Origin of the sequence: Pseudomonas sp. 9AZ (genome assembly GCF_902506525.1) — a bacterium.
Classification (GTDB): domain Bacteria; phylum Pseudomonadota; class Gammaproteobacteria; order Pseudomonadales; family Pseudomonadaceae; genus Aquipseudomonas; species Aquipseudomonas peli.
On sequence record NZ_LR733840.1, the window covers coordinates 3539943 to 3556298 of the forward strand.

General features: G+C 62.8%; 13 protein-coding genes. 7 read left to right on the forward strand and 6 right to left on the reverse strand.

Annotated elements, in window-relative coordinates:
* Positions 1-59: 59 nt before the first annotated feature.
* Together ALTER154_RS16575 and ALTER154_RS16580 are read right to left on the reverse strand one after the other, a co-directional pair.
* Positions 60-1148: a fatty acid desaturase gene (locus ALTER154_RS16575; protein ID WP_160088635.1), complete on the reverse strand. Its 1089-nt coding sequence runs from the start codon at positions 1146-1148 to the stop codon at positions 60-62.
* Between the two features lie 17 nt (positions 1149-1165).
* On the reverse strand, positions 1166-2281 hold the full coding sequence (locus ALTER154_RS16580) for a ferredoxin reductase (protein WP_160088636.1): 1116 nt from the start codon (positions 2279-2281) through the stop codon (positions 1166-1168).
* 207 nt (positions 2282-2488) lie between these two features.
* Here ALTER154_RS16580 and ALTER154_RS16585 point away from each other — a divergent pair, with 207 nt between their 5' ends.
* From ALTER154_RS16585 to ALTER154_RS16615, 7 genes are all read left to right on the forward strand, one after another.
* Positions 2489-3079, forward strand: a complete 591-nt coding sequence (locus ALTER154_RS16585) for a TetR family transcriptional regulator (RefSeq protein ID WP_160090197.1) — start codon at positions 2489-2491, stop codon at positions 3077-3079.
* 164 nt (positions 3080-3243) lie between these two features.
* Complete coding sequence (gene ureE / locus ALTER154_RS16590; protein ID WP_160088638.1) at positions 3244-3744, forward strand: urease accessory protein UreE; 501 nt, start codon at positions 3244-3246, stop codon at positions 3742-3744.
* Positions 3741-4415 carry an urease accessory protein UreF gene (locus ALTER154_RS16595; protein ID WP_160088640.1) on the forward strand — a complete coding sequence of 225 codons (675 nt, stop codon included), beginning with the start codon at positions 3741-3743 and terminating at the stop codon, positions 4413-4415. Before ureE ends, ALTER154_RS16595 begins: the two co-directional genes overlap by 4 nt.
* A 19-nt stretch (positions 4416-4434) precedes the next feature.
* Positions 4435-5049: an urease accessory protein UreG gene (gene ureG, locus ALTER154_RS16600; protein ID WP_160088642.1), complete on the forward strand. Its 615-nt coding sequence runs from the start codon at positions 4435-4437 to the stop codon at positions 5047-5049.
* A gap of 32 nt (positions 5050-5081) precedes the next feature.
* Positions 5082-5654 carry a HupE/UreJ family protein gene (locus ALTER154_RS16605; protein WP_160088644.1) on the forward strand — a complete coding sequence of 191 codons (573 nt, stop codon included), beginning with the start codon at positions 5082-5084 and terminating at the stop codon, positions 5652-5654.
* Positions 5655-5824: 170 nt separating this feature from the next.
* Entirely contained in the window at positions 5825-6736 is a 912-nt protein-coding gene (locus ALTER154_RS16610; protein ID WP_160088646.1) for a glycerophosphodiester phosphodiesterase, read from the forward strand.
* Positions 6737-7586: 850 nt separating this feature from the next.
* Positions 7587-8528: a DUF808 domain-containing protein gene (locus ALTER154_RS16615; RefSeq protein WP_160088648.1), complete on the forward strand. Its 942-nt coding sequence runs from the start codon at positions 7587-7589 to the stop codon at positions 8526-8528.
* 40 nt (positions 8529-8568) lie between these two features.
* On the opposite strand, the gene ALTER154_RS16620 is transcribed toward ALTER154_RS16615, so the two are convergent.
* From ALTER154_RS16620 to ALTER154_RS16635, 4 genes are all read right to left on the reverse strand, one after another.
* A complete protein-coding gene (locus ALTER154_RS16620) occupies positions 8569-9417 on the reverse strand; it encodes a mechanosensitive ion channel family protein (RefSeq protein WP_160088650.1) in 849 nt (282 codons plus the stop codon).
* A gap of 55 nt (positions 9418-9472) precedes the next feature.
* A complete protein-coding gene (locus ALTER154_RS16625; RefSeq protein WP_160088652.1) occupies positions 9473-10372 on the reverse strand; it encodes a transglutaminase family protein in 900 nt (299 codons plus the stop codon).
* Positions 10369-12861, reverse strand: coding sequence for a circularly permuted type 2 ATP-grasp protein (locus ALTER154_RS16630; protein ID WP_160088654.1), 2493 nt, complete (start codon positions 12859-12861; stop codon positions 10369-10371). Before ALTER154_RS16630 ends, ALTER154_RS16625 begins: the two co-directional genes overlap by 4 nt.
* 61 nt (positions 12862-12922) lie before the next feature.
* Positions 12923-16213: a DUF2126 domain-containing protein gene (locus ALTER154_RS16635; RefSeq protein WP_160088656.1), complete on the reverse strand. Its 3291-nt coding sequence runs from the start codon at positions 16211-16213 to the stop codon at positions 12923-12925.
* Between the last annotated feature and the right edge of the window lie 143 nt (positions 16214-16356).

Genomic DNA, 16356 nt, shown 5'->3' on the forward strand with positions numbered 1-16356 from the left:
CCAAGGTGAATGGTGGATGAAAACAGCTTCATCCACCCTACGCAGCTTGGATCGCGCAGTTAAGCGTCAGCCGGCATAGCCTCGACCGGGCGACTGCGGTAGATCCAGATCCGCTTGAGCACTGTCGAAAACTGGCTCCACAAGCTGCCATTGTTATAGACCTGACCATAACGCTCGGCGATCTCACGGACCTCCACCGCCATCGCCGCATAGCGCCGCGCCGGCAGATCGGGGAACAGGTGGTGTTCGATCTGGTGGCTGAGGTTGCCCGTCAGAATATGGAACAGCGGTCCGCCATTCAGGTTGCTGGACCCGCGCAGCTGGCGCAGGTACCAGTGACCCCGGCTCTCGCCGACCACCGACTCCTTGCTGAACACCGCCGCCTGCTCGGTAAAGTGACCGCAGAAAATCACCGTGAAAGTCCACAGGTTGCGGATCAGGTTGGCCACGGCATTACCGGCGAGCACTGCCATGGCATTGGCGCCGATCAGCAGCGCCAGCAGTGGGAAGAACAGGTAATCCTTGCCCCACTGACGCAGTATCTTGGCGTTGAACTGTTTGATCAGTGGGCGCACTTCGGCCTTACTCAGCTTGCCCTTGTAGACCTTGTCCAGACGCAGGTGCTGGATCGCCACCGAGTACTGGAACAACAGCGCTTGGAGCGTCACCCACAGCGGCTGCCAACGGTAGAACGGCTTCCAGCGCTGCTCGGGAAACAGCCTCACCACGCCATAGCCCACGTCATCGTCCATGCCCAGCACATTGGTCCAGGTGTGGTGCACGTGGTTATGGGTGTGCCGCCAGAAGTCACTCGGGCCGGCGATATCCCATTCGTAGCTGCGCCCGGCAAACTCCGGGTCATTCATCCAGTCGTATTGGCCGTGCATGACGTTATGCCCCAGCTCCATATTCTCCAGAATCTTGCCCAGCCCCAGCAGCAGGGTGCCGAGTAGCCAGGTCGGCGGAAACCAACCAAGCATCAGCAGGCCACGTCCGCTCCAGCAACAGAACCGCACTGCTGCGCGAATCCTGCGGATATAGCGTGCATCCACCTCGCCCAGATCGGCCAGGGTGCGCTGACGCAGGGCGTCCAGCTCGCTGCCGAAGGCGTTCATTTCATCCAGGGAGAGTTCGCGATCACGACGCATGGGGATTCCCTCGCAGGTTAAAGATCAATGTCGACGTCGCTATGGGGGGCGCTGACGCACAATCGAATGGGTTGCCCGGGCTCACTAAACAACACACCGCTGCGTAAATCGCGCACCGTGCCATTCAGCAACGTGCAGGTGCAGCTGGCACAGATACCCTGGCGACAACCATAGGCCGGCTTAAGGCCATGGGCTTCGGCCTGTTCCAGCAAGCTGAGCTGATTATTGGCGGTCGCCTGCTGATGGCTGCGGGCAAACCCCAAGCGTACTTCGCGTAGGCTGACATCAGCGCGCAGCACGGGCGCGGTGAAGGCCTCTACCTGCAGCAAGCCAGGCAATTTGGCGGCCTGCCACCACTGCTGCACCTGGCCGACAAAACCCGCCGGGCCGCAGGCCAGAACGCGGCGCTGATCCAACTGTGCAATATCGGCCAAATGCTTATCCGTAAAACGCCCAACTGATCCTTCCGCTCCAACACCGGCAGCGGTCAGTGACCAACGCACCTGCAGGTTGCTGTGCTGCGCCTGCAGGGCCTGCAATTCGGCAACAAAACCGCGCTGGCCCTGCTCCCGCACGTAATGCAGCAAGGTAATCGGCGCACTGAAACCCTGCGCCAGAGCACTGCGCAAAAGACCCAGCAACGGCGTGATGCCACTGCCTGCCGCCAACAACAACACCCCCTCCTGCGCCTCTGGCCAACTCAATTCGCCATACACCGGCCCCAGCTCCAGCACATCACCCACCGCCAGGTGTTCCAGTAAATAGGGTGACACCCGGCCGCCGGCATGATGCTTGATGGCGACCTGCACGCAGCCATTCGACCGCACCGCCGTCAGGCTGTAGCTGCGACTCAGGCGCACGCCATTGCGTTCAAGGAACAGCTGCAGGTGCTGACCCGGCTGCGCGCCACGCCAGTTGCCGTTGGCCTGCAGGGTCAGTTCGAGCATGTCATCCGCCACCCACTGGCGCTGAACGACCTGGGCGAATACCCGGTTCAAGCGCAGCGCCGGGTGCAGCAGTTTCAGCCCAGCATCGACATCGCTTTCGCGCAACCAGCCCTGCGCCGCCAGCACCCGTAAGGGCGCAAGCAAGCGCGTACAGCCGCGCATCCACGCAAAAGGGATCAGGGTCATGACAGACTCCAGTGAACATTTGTTCACTAGACTGGCAGAATCACAAGCACTCAGTCAACACTCGTACACTCAAAGTCATACACGCTGCGGTTCGACGCCTGCAACACCGCTTTGTTAGAGTGCAGCGCTGAACGCCATGCCGAGCCTCGAAGTTTGAAACCACTACAACCGCGCGCCGAACAAAAACTGCAAACCCGCCACGCCCTGATGGACGCCGCCCGCAGCCTGATGGACAGCGGCCGTGGCTTTGGCAGCTTGAGTCTGCGTGAAGTCGCGCGCTGCGCCGGTATTGTGCCTACCGGGTTCTACCGGCACTTTGACGACATGGATGCCCTCGGCCTGGCCTTGGTGGCCGAAGTGGGGGAAACCTTCCGCGAAACCATTCGCCAGGTACGCCACCACGAATTCGAGCTGGGCGGCGTGATTGATGCCTCGGTGCGGATTTTCCTCGATGCCGTGGCGGCCAACCGCTCACAGTTTCTGTTTCTCGCCCGTGAGCAGTACGGTGGCTCGCTGCCCGTGCGCTTGGCCGTGGGCGCACTGCGCGAACGCATCACCGCTGACCTGGTGGCGGACCTAGCGCAGATGCCGAAATTGCAGCATTTCGACACCCCGGCGCAGAACGTGCTGGCCGACCTGGTGGTTAAGACCGTGTTTGCCACACTGCCCGAGCTGATCGACCCACCGGCACGCGCCCTGCCGCGGCATGCCACCCCCGAAGCGAAGATGATCGAGCAGCTACGCTTTATCTTTATCGGCGCCAAGCACTGGCAAGGCCTGGGGCAGCACAACCACTGAGCGCACCACTATCGCGCACGCAAATAGCGCACGCACCAAAGCGCAGCCTGGAATGCCCATTCGTTACGCACACCACTCGCCACACAGCCCGCGTTGTGCGGCCAGGCAGCAGCTTGGCAAGGCACTTGCTCTATAACCGGCATTGACCTGCCGGAAACTGCCCCATGTTGGTGATTCACCGCCGTATTGCCGCCCAGCCGCACTGGGATGCTGAACTCGAGCTGAGCTTCGAAGCCCGCAGCAAAAGCCGTCTGCGTTGCTACAGCCGCACAGGCGAAGATGTCGGCCTGTTCCTCGAGCGCGGCCAACCAGCCTTGCACGATGGTGAATGCCTGCAGGCCGAAGACGGCCGCATCGTACGCGTCATCGCCCGCACCGAACCGCTGCTGCACGTCACCTGCGCCAACGCCTTCGAGTTGATGCGCGCCGCCTACCACCTGGGCAACCGTCACGTGGCTCTGCAACTCGGCGATGGCTGGCTGCGCCTGCCGGATGACTACGTGCTCAAGGCCATGCTCGAACAACTCGGCGCCACGGTGGAACTGATCGAAGCCCCCTACCAGCCCGAGCAAGGCGCTTACGGCGGCGGCCATCACCATTCCCATGCTGGCGATGCCGAATTCAGCTATGCGCCGCGCCTGCATCAATTCGGTGCGCGCAAGTGAATAAAGCCTGGCAGCTCCTCCGGCTGGCCAGCCCGCAGCTGCCGATTGGCGGATACAGCTATTCCCAGGGCCTGGAAATGGCAGTGGAACAGGGCTTGGTGGATAACGCGGAAAGCGCCCAGCGCTGGATTGCCGATCAGCTGCTGCTCAATCTCGCGCGCTTCGAGGCACCGCTGCTGCTTGCCCATTGCCAGGCTGCTGCCAACGAGGACTGGGCTCAGCTGCGTCACCTGGCCGAACAGCAACGCGCCAGCCGGGAAACCCGCGAGCTGCGCCTGGAAAGCCGGCAGATGGGCTACTCCCTGCAGCAGCTGCTCACTGGCTTACCAGAGTTGGATCAGCCGGCGCAGCAGCTGTTCGGCGAACTCGACGAACCCGGCCTGGCCGTCGGCTGGGCACTGGCAGCTCGCGCCTGGCAGATCGAGCCACAAGATGCCCTCGCCGCCTGGCTCTGGGGCTGGCTGGAAAACCAGCTGGCGGTGCTGATGAAAACCCTGCCGCTGGGCCAGCAAGCCGCCCAGCGTCTGACCTCGCAACTGCTGCCGCTGCTCGATCAGGCGCAGCGCCAGGCTAGCGAGTTAGAACCGCAACACTGGGGCAGCGCCGCCTTTGGCCTGGCCTTGGCGAGCATGGCGCATGAGCGTCAGTACAGCCGTTTATTCCGTTCTTGATGATAAGGAAGACTTGAAGATGAACAGCCAACCCCTGCGTGTCGGCATCGGTGGCCCGGTCGGTTCTGGCAAAACCGCCCTGACCCTGGCCCTGTGCCTGGCCCTGCGCGAACGCTACAACCTGGCGGTGGTGACCAACGACATCTACACCCAGGAAGACGCGCAGTTTCTGGTGCGCAACGAGGCTCTGGCGCCTGAGCGGATCATCGGCGTAGAAACCGGCGGTTGCCCGCACACGGCGATTCGCGAAGACGCCTCGATCAACCTGGAAGCGGTCGACCAGCTCAACCGGCGTTTTCCAGGCCTGGACCTGATCATCGTCGAATCCGGCGGCGACAACCTCTCGGCCACCTTCAGCCCGGAGCTGTCGGACCTGACCATCTACGTGATCGACGTGTCCGCCGGCGACAAGCTACCGCGCAAAGGCGGCCCTGGCATCTGCAAGTCCGACCTGCTGGTGATCAACAAGGTCGACCTGGCCCCGCTGGTCGGCGCCTCGCTGGACGTGATGGAACGCGACACCCTGAAGATGCGCGGCGACAAGCCATTCGTCTTCAGCAACCAGAAAATCGGCCAGGGGCTTGAGCAGATCATCGCCTTTATCGAACAACACGGCATGCTCAACGCAGCCTGATTGCGCCTCACATTCAGTCAAGGAGACACCCCATGAACCTGCGTAAATCCCTGTTCGCCCTCGCCCTGTTTCTCAGCCCCGCAGTGGCTTTCGCCCACGCTGGCCACGATCACTCAGGGCTAATGGCCGGCCTGGCGCACCCGGTATTCGGTCTCGATCACCTGCTGGCGATGCTCGCCGTCGGCCTATGGGCTGCGCAGCAATCCGGCGCGGCGCGCTGGGCGCTGCCGCTGACCTTTGTTGGCACGATGTTGATCGGCGGCCTGCTGGGCTTTAACGGCTTGCAGATTCCGCTGATGGAAACCGGTATCGCCGCGTCAGTGTTGGCGTTTGGTCTTCTAGTCGCTGTAGCCATCCGCCTGCCAATGGTTATTTCCATCGCCCTGACTGCACTGTTCGCCCTGACCCACGGCGTGGCCCACGGCCTGGAACTGCCGGCGCTGGCCAGCCCATGGGGCTATGCCGCCGGCTTCGTGGTCGCAACCGCTGCTCTGCACGCCAGCGGCTACGCCCTGGTGCGTCTGCTGCCCCAGGCCGCTGCACCGGTGGTGCGCGTGCTTGGCGCGGCTTCGGCAGTCACCGGCGCCTGGTTGCTGGCAGGCTAAGTGACTGGCTCGGGTGGACGGCCAACGTCCACCCACATCCGCCACACCAACCGCCCATGACCGCAAAGGTCGCTAGGCTGGCGCATTTCGCCTCTCGCCCAGCCGCCATGGGTTTGTCATAGTCGAGGCGTATTAAACCTCCTCTCCCTTGACTGCCCTGGACCCTGACCATGCTGCGCGCTGCCCGCTTTCTCTCTGTTCCACTGCTGTTACTGGCCATCGCCCTCGGCGTACTGGCCCTGACCAGTAAACCGGCCCAAACAGCCGCAGTGCTTAGCAGCTTTGCCGAACGACCGCTGGTGATTGCCCACCGCGGCGGTAAAGGCCTGTGGCCGGAAAACAGCCTGTTTGCCTTTGAGCGTGCCAGCGCCCTGGGCGTGGACATGCTGGAGATGGACCTGCACCTGTCCAGTGACGGCAAACTGGTGGTGATCCACGACCGTACGCTGAATCGCACCACCAATGGCGAAGGCCCGGTGGCCGCGCACAGCCTGGCGCAGTTGCAAGCGCTGGACGCTGGTTACCGCTGGAGCGCCGATGGCGGCCAAAGCTACCCCTACCGTGGCCAGGGCGTGCGGATCCCGACCTTTACCGAAGTGCTCGAACGTTTCCCCAGCATCCCCAAGGTGATTGAAATCAAGGTGCCGGATGTCGGCATGGAAGCGCAGCTGTGTGATGCCCTTGAAGCGCACCAGCAACGCGACAAGGTGATTGTCGGCAGCTTCTATGACCGCAGCCTGCAGCTGTTCCGCGAACAGTGCCCGGGCGTTGCCACCTCTGCAGGCCCCGGCTCGGTGCGCCTGCTGGTGGCGCTCAACTGGGTCGGCCTGGGCAGCCTGCTGTCGCCGTCCTACCAGGCGCTGCAGATTCCTGAAGCACACGATGGTCTCCCCATTGCCAGCCCGAGCTTGCTCAAGACCGCCACACAACGTGGGCTGAATGTGCAGCTGTGGACCATCAACGAACAGCCCGATATGCGCCGCCTGATTGATCTGGGGGCAAACGCACTGATCACCGATTACCCGGATCGTGCCTTGCAGGTGCTCGGCCGTTCGACGCAGATCAGCGCCCTGGAAGACTAAACGCGCCACTCTGTATAAAAAACAACCTACCGCGTTCAGACCACGCCTGCTGTGGCCTGAACGCATGCGTGCTCAGCTTATCCACAGATCGCTCCACAGCAACCTGGGATAAGTTATCCACCGCGCACCGCAGCCCTGCGGCAAACCCTTGAAATAACGCGATTATTGCTTGACTCGGCAGAGCGTAAATGACGTATTTCGAGACCTCTACAAGCTGCTTAAAAATCGATCAAAGGGCGATAAACCAGGCTTTATAAGCCTTGCAGGCAGTCATACCAGAGTTATCCACAGCTCTACCCACAGTAGTCGTGGACAACTTCAGCGCTACCCCATAACACCCTGAACAACCAGGCTAACCTGTTGTTTTAACGGTAAATAATTGACTGATCAAAAAGCGTACAAAGACCGCAAGCAGCCACACGACTAGGCCTGCAAGCACCTACGCCCACCTTATCCACAGCTCGCTCCACAGTCTTTGTGCACAACTAACTGTGCACCGCCGCAATGGCTGTGCATAACGCCAAAGCGGCTTCCGGCTATGACCCCAATCGAGACAATCAACAGCCCAGCCGCCGGGCACAGGCGTAACGTCACTCCACCAATCAAGGAGATACGACCATGCCTCTCAATGACCTGTTACGCAGCCTGCTCGCTGCCTATGCCAGTGGCGCCAGTGGATCGTGCGGCAATAGCAGCGACTAACCCGTACCACCGTTTTTTCGTGCACTGCGGCAAAACTGGGTTTTCCGCCTATGGCTGATACGTGCTGACTCACGTATAAATCTGCGCACCGTCGCCTGCCCTTCTGCCAGGCGATTCGCCTCAGAAACCCAAGAAAGGAATCCCTCGCATGGCCGGCGCTAGCCTATTAACCCTGCTTGATGACATCGCCGCCGTTCTCGACGATGTGGCGGTAATGACCAAAGTGGCGGCCAAGAAAACTGCCGGGGTACTCGGCGACGACCTTGCGCTGAACGCCCAGCAGGTCAGCGGCGTGCAGGCCGAACGGGAGCTGCCGGTGGTCTGGGCGGTGGCCAAGGGCTCGTTCAAGAACAAGCTGATTCTGGTGCCTGCTGCCCTGCTGATCAGTGCCTTTGCACCCTGGGCGGTAACGCCGTTGCTGATGTTTGGCGGCGCCTTCCTCTGCTACGAAGGCTTCGAGAAACTCGCGCACAAGTTCCTCCACAGCAAGCCCGATAATCAGGCGCAGCGTCAAGAACTGCTGCAGGCTGTGGCCGACCCCGAAGTGGACATGCTGGCGTTCGAGAAGGACAAGATCAAAGGCGCGATCCGCACCGACTTTATCCTCTCGGCAGAAATCATTGCCATCACCCTTGGCACCGTGGCCCTGGCCAGTTTCGGCAAGCAGGTCGCGGTACTTTCGGGTATCGCCCTGCTGATGACGGTCGGGGTTTATGGCCTGGTGGCGGGTATCGTCAAGCTGGATGACGCCGGCCTCTATCTCAATCAGCGGGGCGGCCGCCTGCAACGCAGCATCGGTCGCGGCATTCTGTTTACCGCGCCCTATATGATGAAAACCCTGTCGATTCTCGGCACCGCAGCGATGTTTATGGTCGGTGGCGGCATCCTCACCCACGGCGTTCATGCTGCGCAGGCGTGGATCGACCAAATGGCGCAGAGCGTGGCGGCCAGCAGCGGCCTGCTCGCGGCCTTGCTGCCAACCCTGCTGAATGCCGTCGCCGGAATTATCGCCGGGGCCATCGCCCTGCTGCTGGTCAGCCTGGCGACTCGCCTCTGGAAAGCCGTGAAACCGAACAAGGCGCACGCCTGATCCCGCGCCGGCCGCATCCCCCAGCGGCCGGCACCCTCTGTTACCCCGCCTGCTGCATGATCACCGTCTGCGCCGGCATCGGCGCCGGGAAGCCGCCTTCACCGAGGGCATCCTTGATCATCTTGTTGCTATCGAAATACACCTGCCAGTAATGGTCGGTGTGGCAATACGGACGCACCGCCAGCACCGGGCCGACCAGATTGAATTCGATAATTTCCACATCCACCGCCGGCTCTTTCAGCACGTTGGCAATGCCAGCGATACGCTCCTTGAGCAGCGCCGCAGCGGCTTTGTAGTCCGCCGCGCCGGACAGCTGCGCCTGCAGATCAACCCGGCGAAACGCGTTATGGCTGAAGTTCTGGATGTTGTCGGAGAAGATCTTGTTATTACCCACCAGGGTCATCACGTTATCCGGGGTATTGATCGCGGTGACGAACAGGCCAATCTCGGTGACGGTGCCGGTCACCCCACCCGCGCTGATAAAGTCGCCGACTTTGAACGGCCGCAGCACGATAATAAAACCACCCGCCGCGAGGTTGGCCAACAGCCCCGACCAGGCCATGCCGATGGCCAGGCCGACCGCCGCAATCAGCGCCGCCAGGCTGGTGGTTTGCACGCCGAAGTAGCCGAGAATGCCGATGACCAGAATGATGTTGAGGGTCACCGAGATAAAGTTACCGACATAACGCAGCACGGTCGGATCGACCCGCTGCTGACCCAGGGCACGCTGCACCATGCCGACGGCAAAACCGATCAGCCAGCGGCCAATCACCCAGAAGGCAATTGCCGAGATGATCTTGATGGCAAACGCCGCGCCGTACTGCGCGACCAGGTTGTAGAGATCGGCAACTTTTTCGGTGCCGAGATTAATCAGGTTGGTTTCTTCCATGGCGCAGCTCCAGTGAGTGTTCACTGGAAAACGCTAGCACGCCGTTACATAAGCGCTAGATCGCGGGGATCGGCAGCACGGTCACCTGTACCTCGGGGTCATGGCTGCCGCCGCCAAGAATCACCCCACGCAGCGGTGAGACATCGGCAAAATCGCGGCCCCAGGCCAGGGTGATATGTTCCAGCGCCGGTCGGACATTGTTGGTCGGGTCGAAATCCACCCAGCCCTGCTGCGGGCAGAACACCGAGACCCAGGCATGCGAGGCATCGGCGCCGATCAGTCGGGGCTGGCCGGGCGGTGGCTGGGTCAGCAGGTAGCCACTGACATAGCGCGCCGAAAGGCCCATAGAGCGCAGACAGGCAAGCATCAGGTGGGCAAAGTCCTGGCACACACCGCGGCGCTCCTCCAGCACCTGCAGCAGCGGCGTGGCCACCTGGGTCGCCGCCGCATCAAAGCTGAATTCGGCAAAGATCTTCTGCATCAGCCCGTCCACCGCAGCCAGTAACGGCCGCCCGGAGCTAAAGCAATCCGCCGCGTAATCGGCAAACACCTGCTTGAGGTGTACATAGGGCGACTCGAAACGAAAACGCGTCGCCTCGAGCACCCCAGGCAGCAGCGCCTGACCGCTGTAGCGCAGCGCGGTACAGGCGTCTTCCCAGGGCGGTGACGCTTGCAGATCAAACGCTGGGCGCGCCAGCACTTCAACCTGCAGCCGCGCACTGACTTTGAGTTCGTCATGCGGGCGCTCGAACACCAGGCGGGTCAGCGGGTTGCCGAACACATCCAGGGCATCCTGGCGCTGGCACGGCTGCGGGCTGACCAGCAGTTGCTGTTCATGGTTGCGCTGCCAGGGGCAAGCACGCGGCCACAGGTGCGCCAGCTGCTGGGCCAGCGACACCGGGCTGGCGTAGCGGTAATGGGTGTCGTGAAGTATCTGGTAAAAGGCGCTGCTCATGAGGATTGCGTCCGCTGGCTGGCGTCGACATGCACAAAGAAGCGCAAGCCTAAACGGTCGGAGATGTCCGCACTGGCCTGGCTGATGCTTTCCAGCAGCCCAGACAAACCATCCAGCACCTCCTGTACGCTCGCCGCGCCAAACAGCGGATTCTCCAAGCTGGCCAGACTAAAGCGCGCCAACTGCCCTTCCAGGTGTTTCAGCCGGCGCTCGCTGGGCAGCTCAAAACGCTCGCCCAGGCGCGCCAGCGAGCGCAGCAGGGTGCGCACCTGAAACAGCACGGCATGCGGGTTCTGCTCATCCAGCAGCAACAGGTCGAGCACCGGGATCAGCTGCGCGGAAGCCAGGTAACGGGTGCGGTAAGTGATGCTGCTGTTGCCCAGCTCTAGCAGCCACTCCAGCGCCGACTGATCCTGCGCCGCGCTGCTGGTGAGGAAGTTGGCCAGGCTGTCGCAGAGAAACTGCAGACGCTCGATGCAGCGGCCGATCATCAGAAAACGCCAGCCGTCGTCACGGGTCATGTCATCCAAAGCAAAGCCTGAGAGCGCCGCCAGCGACAGCAGCAGGCGGTCAAGAAAATCCAGTAACTCGCCGAAGTCGGCCTGCTCGCTGCTCAACCCCTGGGCCTCGCGCTGTAATTCGAGCAGGGCCTGCCAGTTGGCCTGGGACAGCTTGCCGCGCACGCTGCCGGCCACCCACTGCAAACGCTGCAGATTGCCACGCAGGCTGCCCGGCCAGTCCTCACCCAGCAGCGCTTCAAGCAGACGCTGCTGCAGTTCGCCGCTGTCGGCATCCGGCAGCAGACCCAAGCTTTCAGCCAGGCTCAGGGCGGTTTGCAGCGCCTGGGGGTCATCGTCGTCATCCACATAACGCGCCAGCATAATGCGCAGCAGCCGCGCACCGTCCTCGCAGCGTTCGCTGTAGCGGCCAAACCAGTAGAGGTTTTCCACCACCCGCGAAGGCAAATAAGGGTCACTGCGCACCAGATCGGCCACGCCCAGCGGGCGCAACCATTGCCAGGGTTCGCCGCCGGCATGCCGCTCGCCGAGCACCCAGGTGTCCTTGCTGGCACCGCCGCGCTGCATCGACACCACTTCGGCATCAGCTTCGGCGGCTACCCGGGTCAGGCCGCCAGGCATTACCCGGTAACCCTCGGCACTCGCCACAGCGAATACCCGCATGCCGATGGCGCGCGGTGCCAGTTGGCCTTCTTCAGGCTGCCAGACCGGTGCCTGCGACAGCTGCGCCAGCGCCTGGGCAACATAGGCATAAGGCCGCGCCTTGAGGCGTTCGGCCAACTCGTCGCGTTGGGCTTCATCCAGATCACGGCCAAACACCGGGGCAAAACTCTGCGAGGGAAAGCTGGCGCGCACCAGCAGCTCGTCGAGCTGTTCCAGGGCCTTGTCCAGCACCGGCGGCTCGCCGCACCACCAACTGGCGACACTCGGCAGCAGCAGTTCTTCGCCCAATAGCTTTTCCGCAATGGCCGGCAGAAATCCCGGCAAACCTGGGGATTCCAGCACACCGCTGCCGAGGGCATTGGCCACCAGCACATGGCCCTGGCGCACCGCTTCCAGCAGGCCTGGCACGCCGAGGGCCGAGTCGGTGCGCAATTCCAGCGGGTCGCAGAAGTCATCATCCAGACGGCGCAGTACCGCATGCACGCGGCGCAGGCCAGCCAGGGTCTTCAGGTAGACCTTGGCATCGCGCACGGTCAGGTCGCTGCCTTCCACCAGCGGGTAACCGAGCTGACGCGCCAGGTACAGGTGCTCGAAATAACTCTCGTTGAAACGCCCAGGGGTGAGCAGCACCACCAGCGGCGTTTCACTGCCGGCCGGAGCCTGGCGCGCCAGAGTGTCCTGCAGGGTGCGGAAGAAACCGGCCAGGTATTGCACGCGCAGATCGCGGTACAGCTCTGGGAACGCACGGGAGACGATCTGCCGGTTTTCCAGGGCATAACCGGCGCCAGACGGTGCCTGGGTGCGGTCGGCGGTGACCCACCAGCGGCCATCCGGCGCACGGGCCAGGTCCACCGCATAAAGATGCAGGTAAGTGCCGCCAGGCGGCTGCACACCCTGGCAGGGCCACAGGTAGTTGTTGTGGCCAAACACCAGCTCAGCCGGCAACAGCCCGTCGGCCAGCAGCTGCTGTGGGCCATACAGGTCGGCCAGCACGGCATTCAGTAAACCAGCCCGCTGCGCCACGCCGGCGGCGATCTGCTGCCATTCTTCGGCCGGAATCAGATTGGGCAGCAAGTCCAGCTCCCACGGCCGGTCGGCGCCATCAGGGTCGGCGTAAACGTTGTAGGTCACCCCATTTTCCTGAATCTGCCGCGCCAGCAGAGCCTGGCGCTGGGCCAGCTGCGCTGGGCTGCTGCGCTGCAAACGCTCCAGCAACAGGCGCCAGTGCGGGCGCACCTGACCGTCGGCGTCGAACAGTTCATGGTAAGCCCCTGGTGTCAGGGGGTAGTCGGCAAGCAGGTCGGGCATGGCAGGCTCAATAAGACGATCACAGGCAGCGCGCCCCTCGCCCCGTTATGGGTGAAGGGGGTTAAACAAGGCGCAGATCCAGGGTCATGGGCAATTCATTATTGTTGATTGGCGCCAGTGTTGGGCGCTTGCCTGGGCTATGACCTAGGCGGAAGAAGCGCGCCAGACGCCGACTCTCCGCCTCATAGGCGTTTACCGGCAGGCTGTCGTAGTTGCGTCCACCGGGATGAGCGACATGATACTGACAACCGCCGAGGGAGCGACTCATCCAACTGTCCACCAGGTCGAAGACCAGCGGCGCGTGTACTTCGATGGTCGGGTGCAGGCAGTTGGCCGGCTGCCAAGCGCGGAAACGTACGCCGCCGACAAACTCGCCGACCTTGCCGGTAGGCCGCAACGGCACCGGTACGCCGTTGCAGGTCAGCACATAACGATCACTCGGCAGGCCGCTGAGCTTGACCTGCATACGCTCCAGCGAGGAATCCACATAACGCACCGTGCCGCCACCACCGCCCTCCTCGCCCAGCACATGCCAGGGTTCCAGGGCCTGACGCAGTTCCAGCTCGATGCCCTTGACGTTGAAATCGCCGGATTTGGGGAAGCGGAACTCGAAGTGCGGGGCAAACCATTCGCTGTGCAGGCGATAGCCGCAGCCATCGAGCTCCTGCAGCACGTCGGCAAAATCCTGCTCGATAAAGTGCGGCAGCAGGTAGCGGTCATGCAGCTCGGTGCCCCAGCGCACCAGCCGCGCGGGCTTGTAGGGTTCACGCCAGAAACGCGCGATCAGCGCGCGAATCAACAGCTGCTGGGCCAGGCTCATCTGCGCATGGGGCGGCATCTCAAAGGCGCGCAGCTCCAGCAGACCAAGGCGCCCAGAGGCCGAGTCCGGCGAGTACAGCTTGTCGATACAGAACTCGGAGCGGTGGGTGTTACCGGTCACGTCCACCAGCAGGTTGCGCAGCAGGCGGTCGACCAGCCAGGGCTGGCAGTCGCGACCCACGTCGGGCATCTGCGCGAAGGCGATTTCCAGCTCGTACAGCGCATCGTTACGCGCCTCATCGATACGCGGCGCCTGGGACGTCGGGCCGATAAACAGACCGCTAAACAGGTAGGACAGCGACGGGTGGTTGTGCCAGTAGCTGATCAGGCTGCGCAGCAAATCCGGCCGGCGCAGAAACGGCGAATCCGCCGGCGTCGCGCCGCCGAGCACAAAATGGTTACCGCCACCCGTGCCAGTGTGGCGGCCATCGATCATAAATTTCTCGCTGGAGAGGCGGCACTCGCGGGCCTGCGCGTAGAGAAATTCGGTGCGCTCGACCAGCTCATCCCAACTGGCGGCCGGGTGGATATTCACCTCAATCACGCCGGGGTCCGGAGTTACGCGGAAGAACTGCAAGCGCGGGTCCAGCGGCGGCTCGTACCCCTCCAGCAGCACCGGGCACTTCATCTCGGCAGCAGTGGCTTCGATGGCCGCCACCAGTTCCAGATAGTCTTCCAGGCGCACCAGCGGCGGCATAAACAGATAGAGCTTGCCATCACGCGGCTCAGCGCACAGCGCGGTACGCACCACAGCGGCAGCCGACTGGCCCAGCAGCGGACGTTTGCTCGTACTGGTCTGACTGCCCGACCAGACACCGCGCGACTGCGGCTTGATCTGCGCCGCAGCCGGCAACGGAGCGAAACGCTGGCTCGGGTCTTCCGGGGTAATGTAGGGGTAGTCGGCCTCACTGACCCAGGGTTGCGAATCCAGCGGCAGGCGGTAGCCCATCGCCGAATCGCCGGGGATCAGCCGGCAGTGCTCATCACGCAAAAACCAGCTGCCACTCTGCCAGCCCAGCTGCTTGGCCTGCCGGGCCAACGGCAGGATATGCCCGACTACTTTATCCAGCCCCTGCTCGAACACTTTACGCAGCCGTTCGCGCTCCAGCGGGTCAGCCAGGCGTGGGTCTTCGGCGCTGACGTTGATTGGCAGCTTGCGCTCGCGCCACAGGTAGTAGAAGCGGTCCTCATAGGCCGGCACGCAATATTTAGCGTCCACGCCCAGGCGTTCTGCGAGCAGGGTGAGAAAGTCTGCGGCCTTGGCCGCATCGACGCCGTAGTCTTTTTGTTCATCGGCATACAGCGCCGGGTTGTGCCAGATCGGCTCGCCGTCACGCCGCCAGTAGGCGTTCAACGACCAGCGCGGCAGCTGCTCGCCGGGGTACCACTTGCCCTGGCCGAAGTGCACCAGCGCTTGCGCTGCGTAGTGCTCGCGCAGGCGATGGAACAGGTCGGTGGCGAGGCGGCGTTTGTTCGGCCCCAGGGCGGCGGTGTTCCACTCCGCATCGTCGGGGTAGTCCAGGGCAACAAAGGTCGGCTCGCCGCCCATGGTCAGGCGCACATCCTGCGCTTGCAGGTCCTCATCGATCTTCTGCCCAAGGTCGACAATCGCCTGCCACTGCGCCTCGCTGTAAGGTTTGCTGACCCGCGGCGCTTCCCAGATACGCTCGACCCACATCTCGTGGCTGAACTCGCACTCGCTCTCATCCACGCCGCCGCTGATAGGCGCCGCCGAGGACGGTTCGGGGCTGCAGGCCAGCGGAATATGGCCTTCTCCGGCGAACAGGCCGCTGGTCGGGTCCAAACCAATCCAGCCGGCACCGGGCAGGTAGACCTCACACCAGGCATGCAGATCGGTGAAGTCCACCTCGGCGCCGGATGGGCCGTCGAGGGATTTCACATCGGCTTTAAGCTGGATCAGGTAGCCAGAAACAAAGCGCGCCGCCAGGCCCAGGTGGCGGAACAGCTGCACCAGCAGCCAGGCCGAATCGCGGCAGGAGCCGGAGCCTTTCTCCAGGCTTTCTTCCGGAGTCTGCACGCCCGGCTCAAGTCGAATCAGGTAGCTGATATCGGTGGAAAGGCGCTGGTTCAGCGCCACCAAAAAATCCACGCTCGGCAGCGGTGTGCGCTCGATGCTGGCCAGGTATTTGGCGAAAAGTTTGCCGGCCGGCAGCTTGACCAAATAAGGCGCCAGCTCCAGCTGCTCGCCCTCGGTATAGGCGAAAGGGATTTTCTCAGCGTAAGGCTCAAGGAAAAAATCGAAGGGGTTGAACACCGCCATCTCGGCGACTAGATCGACCTCAATCTTCAGCTCGCGGGTCTTTTCCGGAAACACCAGTCGCGCCAGGTAGTTGCCCTGGGGGTCCTGCTGCCAGTTGATAAAGTGCGCGCCCGGTTCGACCTTCAACGCGTAGGACAGAACCCGGGTACGGCTGTGCGGCGCAGGACGCAGGCGCACGACCTGCGGGCCAAGATTGACCGCGCGGTCGTAGCGATAGTGGCTGACATGGTGCAAGGCGATATGAATCGACACAGCGGGCCTCCTGCGAGCCTGGGCGATAACCAGGCAGCGCAAGACTTATGCCAGTGATCCAAGCCAGCACTGGCGCGGCCTCGCGCATTCACCCACTACTGACGCGCACCACAACAGGGCCAGGCATGCCCCACACCTGCAGC

Coding starts and splice junctions, on each gene's coding strand:
- ureG (WP_160088642.1), top strand. CDS start 4,435: ATGAACAGCCAACCCCTGCGTGTCGGCATCGGTGGCCCGGTCGGTTCT.
- ALTER154_RS16605 (WP_160088644.1), top strand. CDS start 5,082: ATGAACCTGCGTAAATCCCTGTTCGCCCTCGCCCTGTTTCTCAGCCCC.
- ALTER154_RS16615 (WP_160088648.1), top strand. CDS start 7,587: ATGGCCGGCGCTAGCCTATTAACCCTGCTTGATGACATCGCCGCCGTT.
- ALTER154_RS16620 (WP_160088650.1), bottom strand. CDS start 9,417: ATGGAAGAAACCAACCTGATTAATCTCGGCACCGAAAAAGTTGCCGAT.
- ALTER154_RS16610 (WP_160088646.1), top strand. CDS start 5,825: ATGCTGCGCGCTGCCCGCTTTCTCTCTGTTCCACTGCTGTTACTGGCC.
- ALTER154_RS16625 (WP_160088652.1), bottom strand. CDS start 10,372: ATGAGCAGCGCCTTTTACCAGATACTTCACGACACCCATTACCGCTAC.
- ALTER154_RS16630 (WP_160088654.1), bottom strand. CDS start 12,861: ATGCCCGACCTGCTTGCCGACTACCCCCTGACACCAGGGGCTTACCAT.
- ALTER154_RS16580 (WP_160088636.1), bottom strand. CDS start 2,281: ATGACCCTGATCCCTTTTGCGTGGATGCGCGGCTGTACGCGCTTGCTT.
- ALTER154_RS16585 (WP_160090197.1), top strand. CDS start 2,489: ATGGACGCCGCCCGCAGCCTGATGGACAGCGGCCGTGGCTTTGGCAGC.
- ALTER154_RS16575 (WP_160088635.1), bottom strand. CDS start 1,148: ATGCGTCGTGATCGCGAACTCTCCCTGGATGAAATGAACGCCTTCGGC.
- ureE (WP_160088638.1), top strand. CDS start 3,244: ATGTTGGTGATTCACCGCCGTATTGCCGCCCAGCCGCACTGGGATGCT.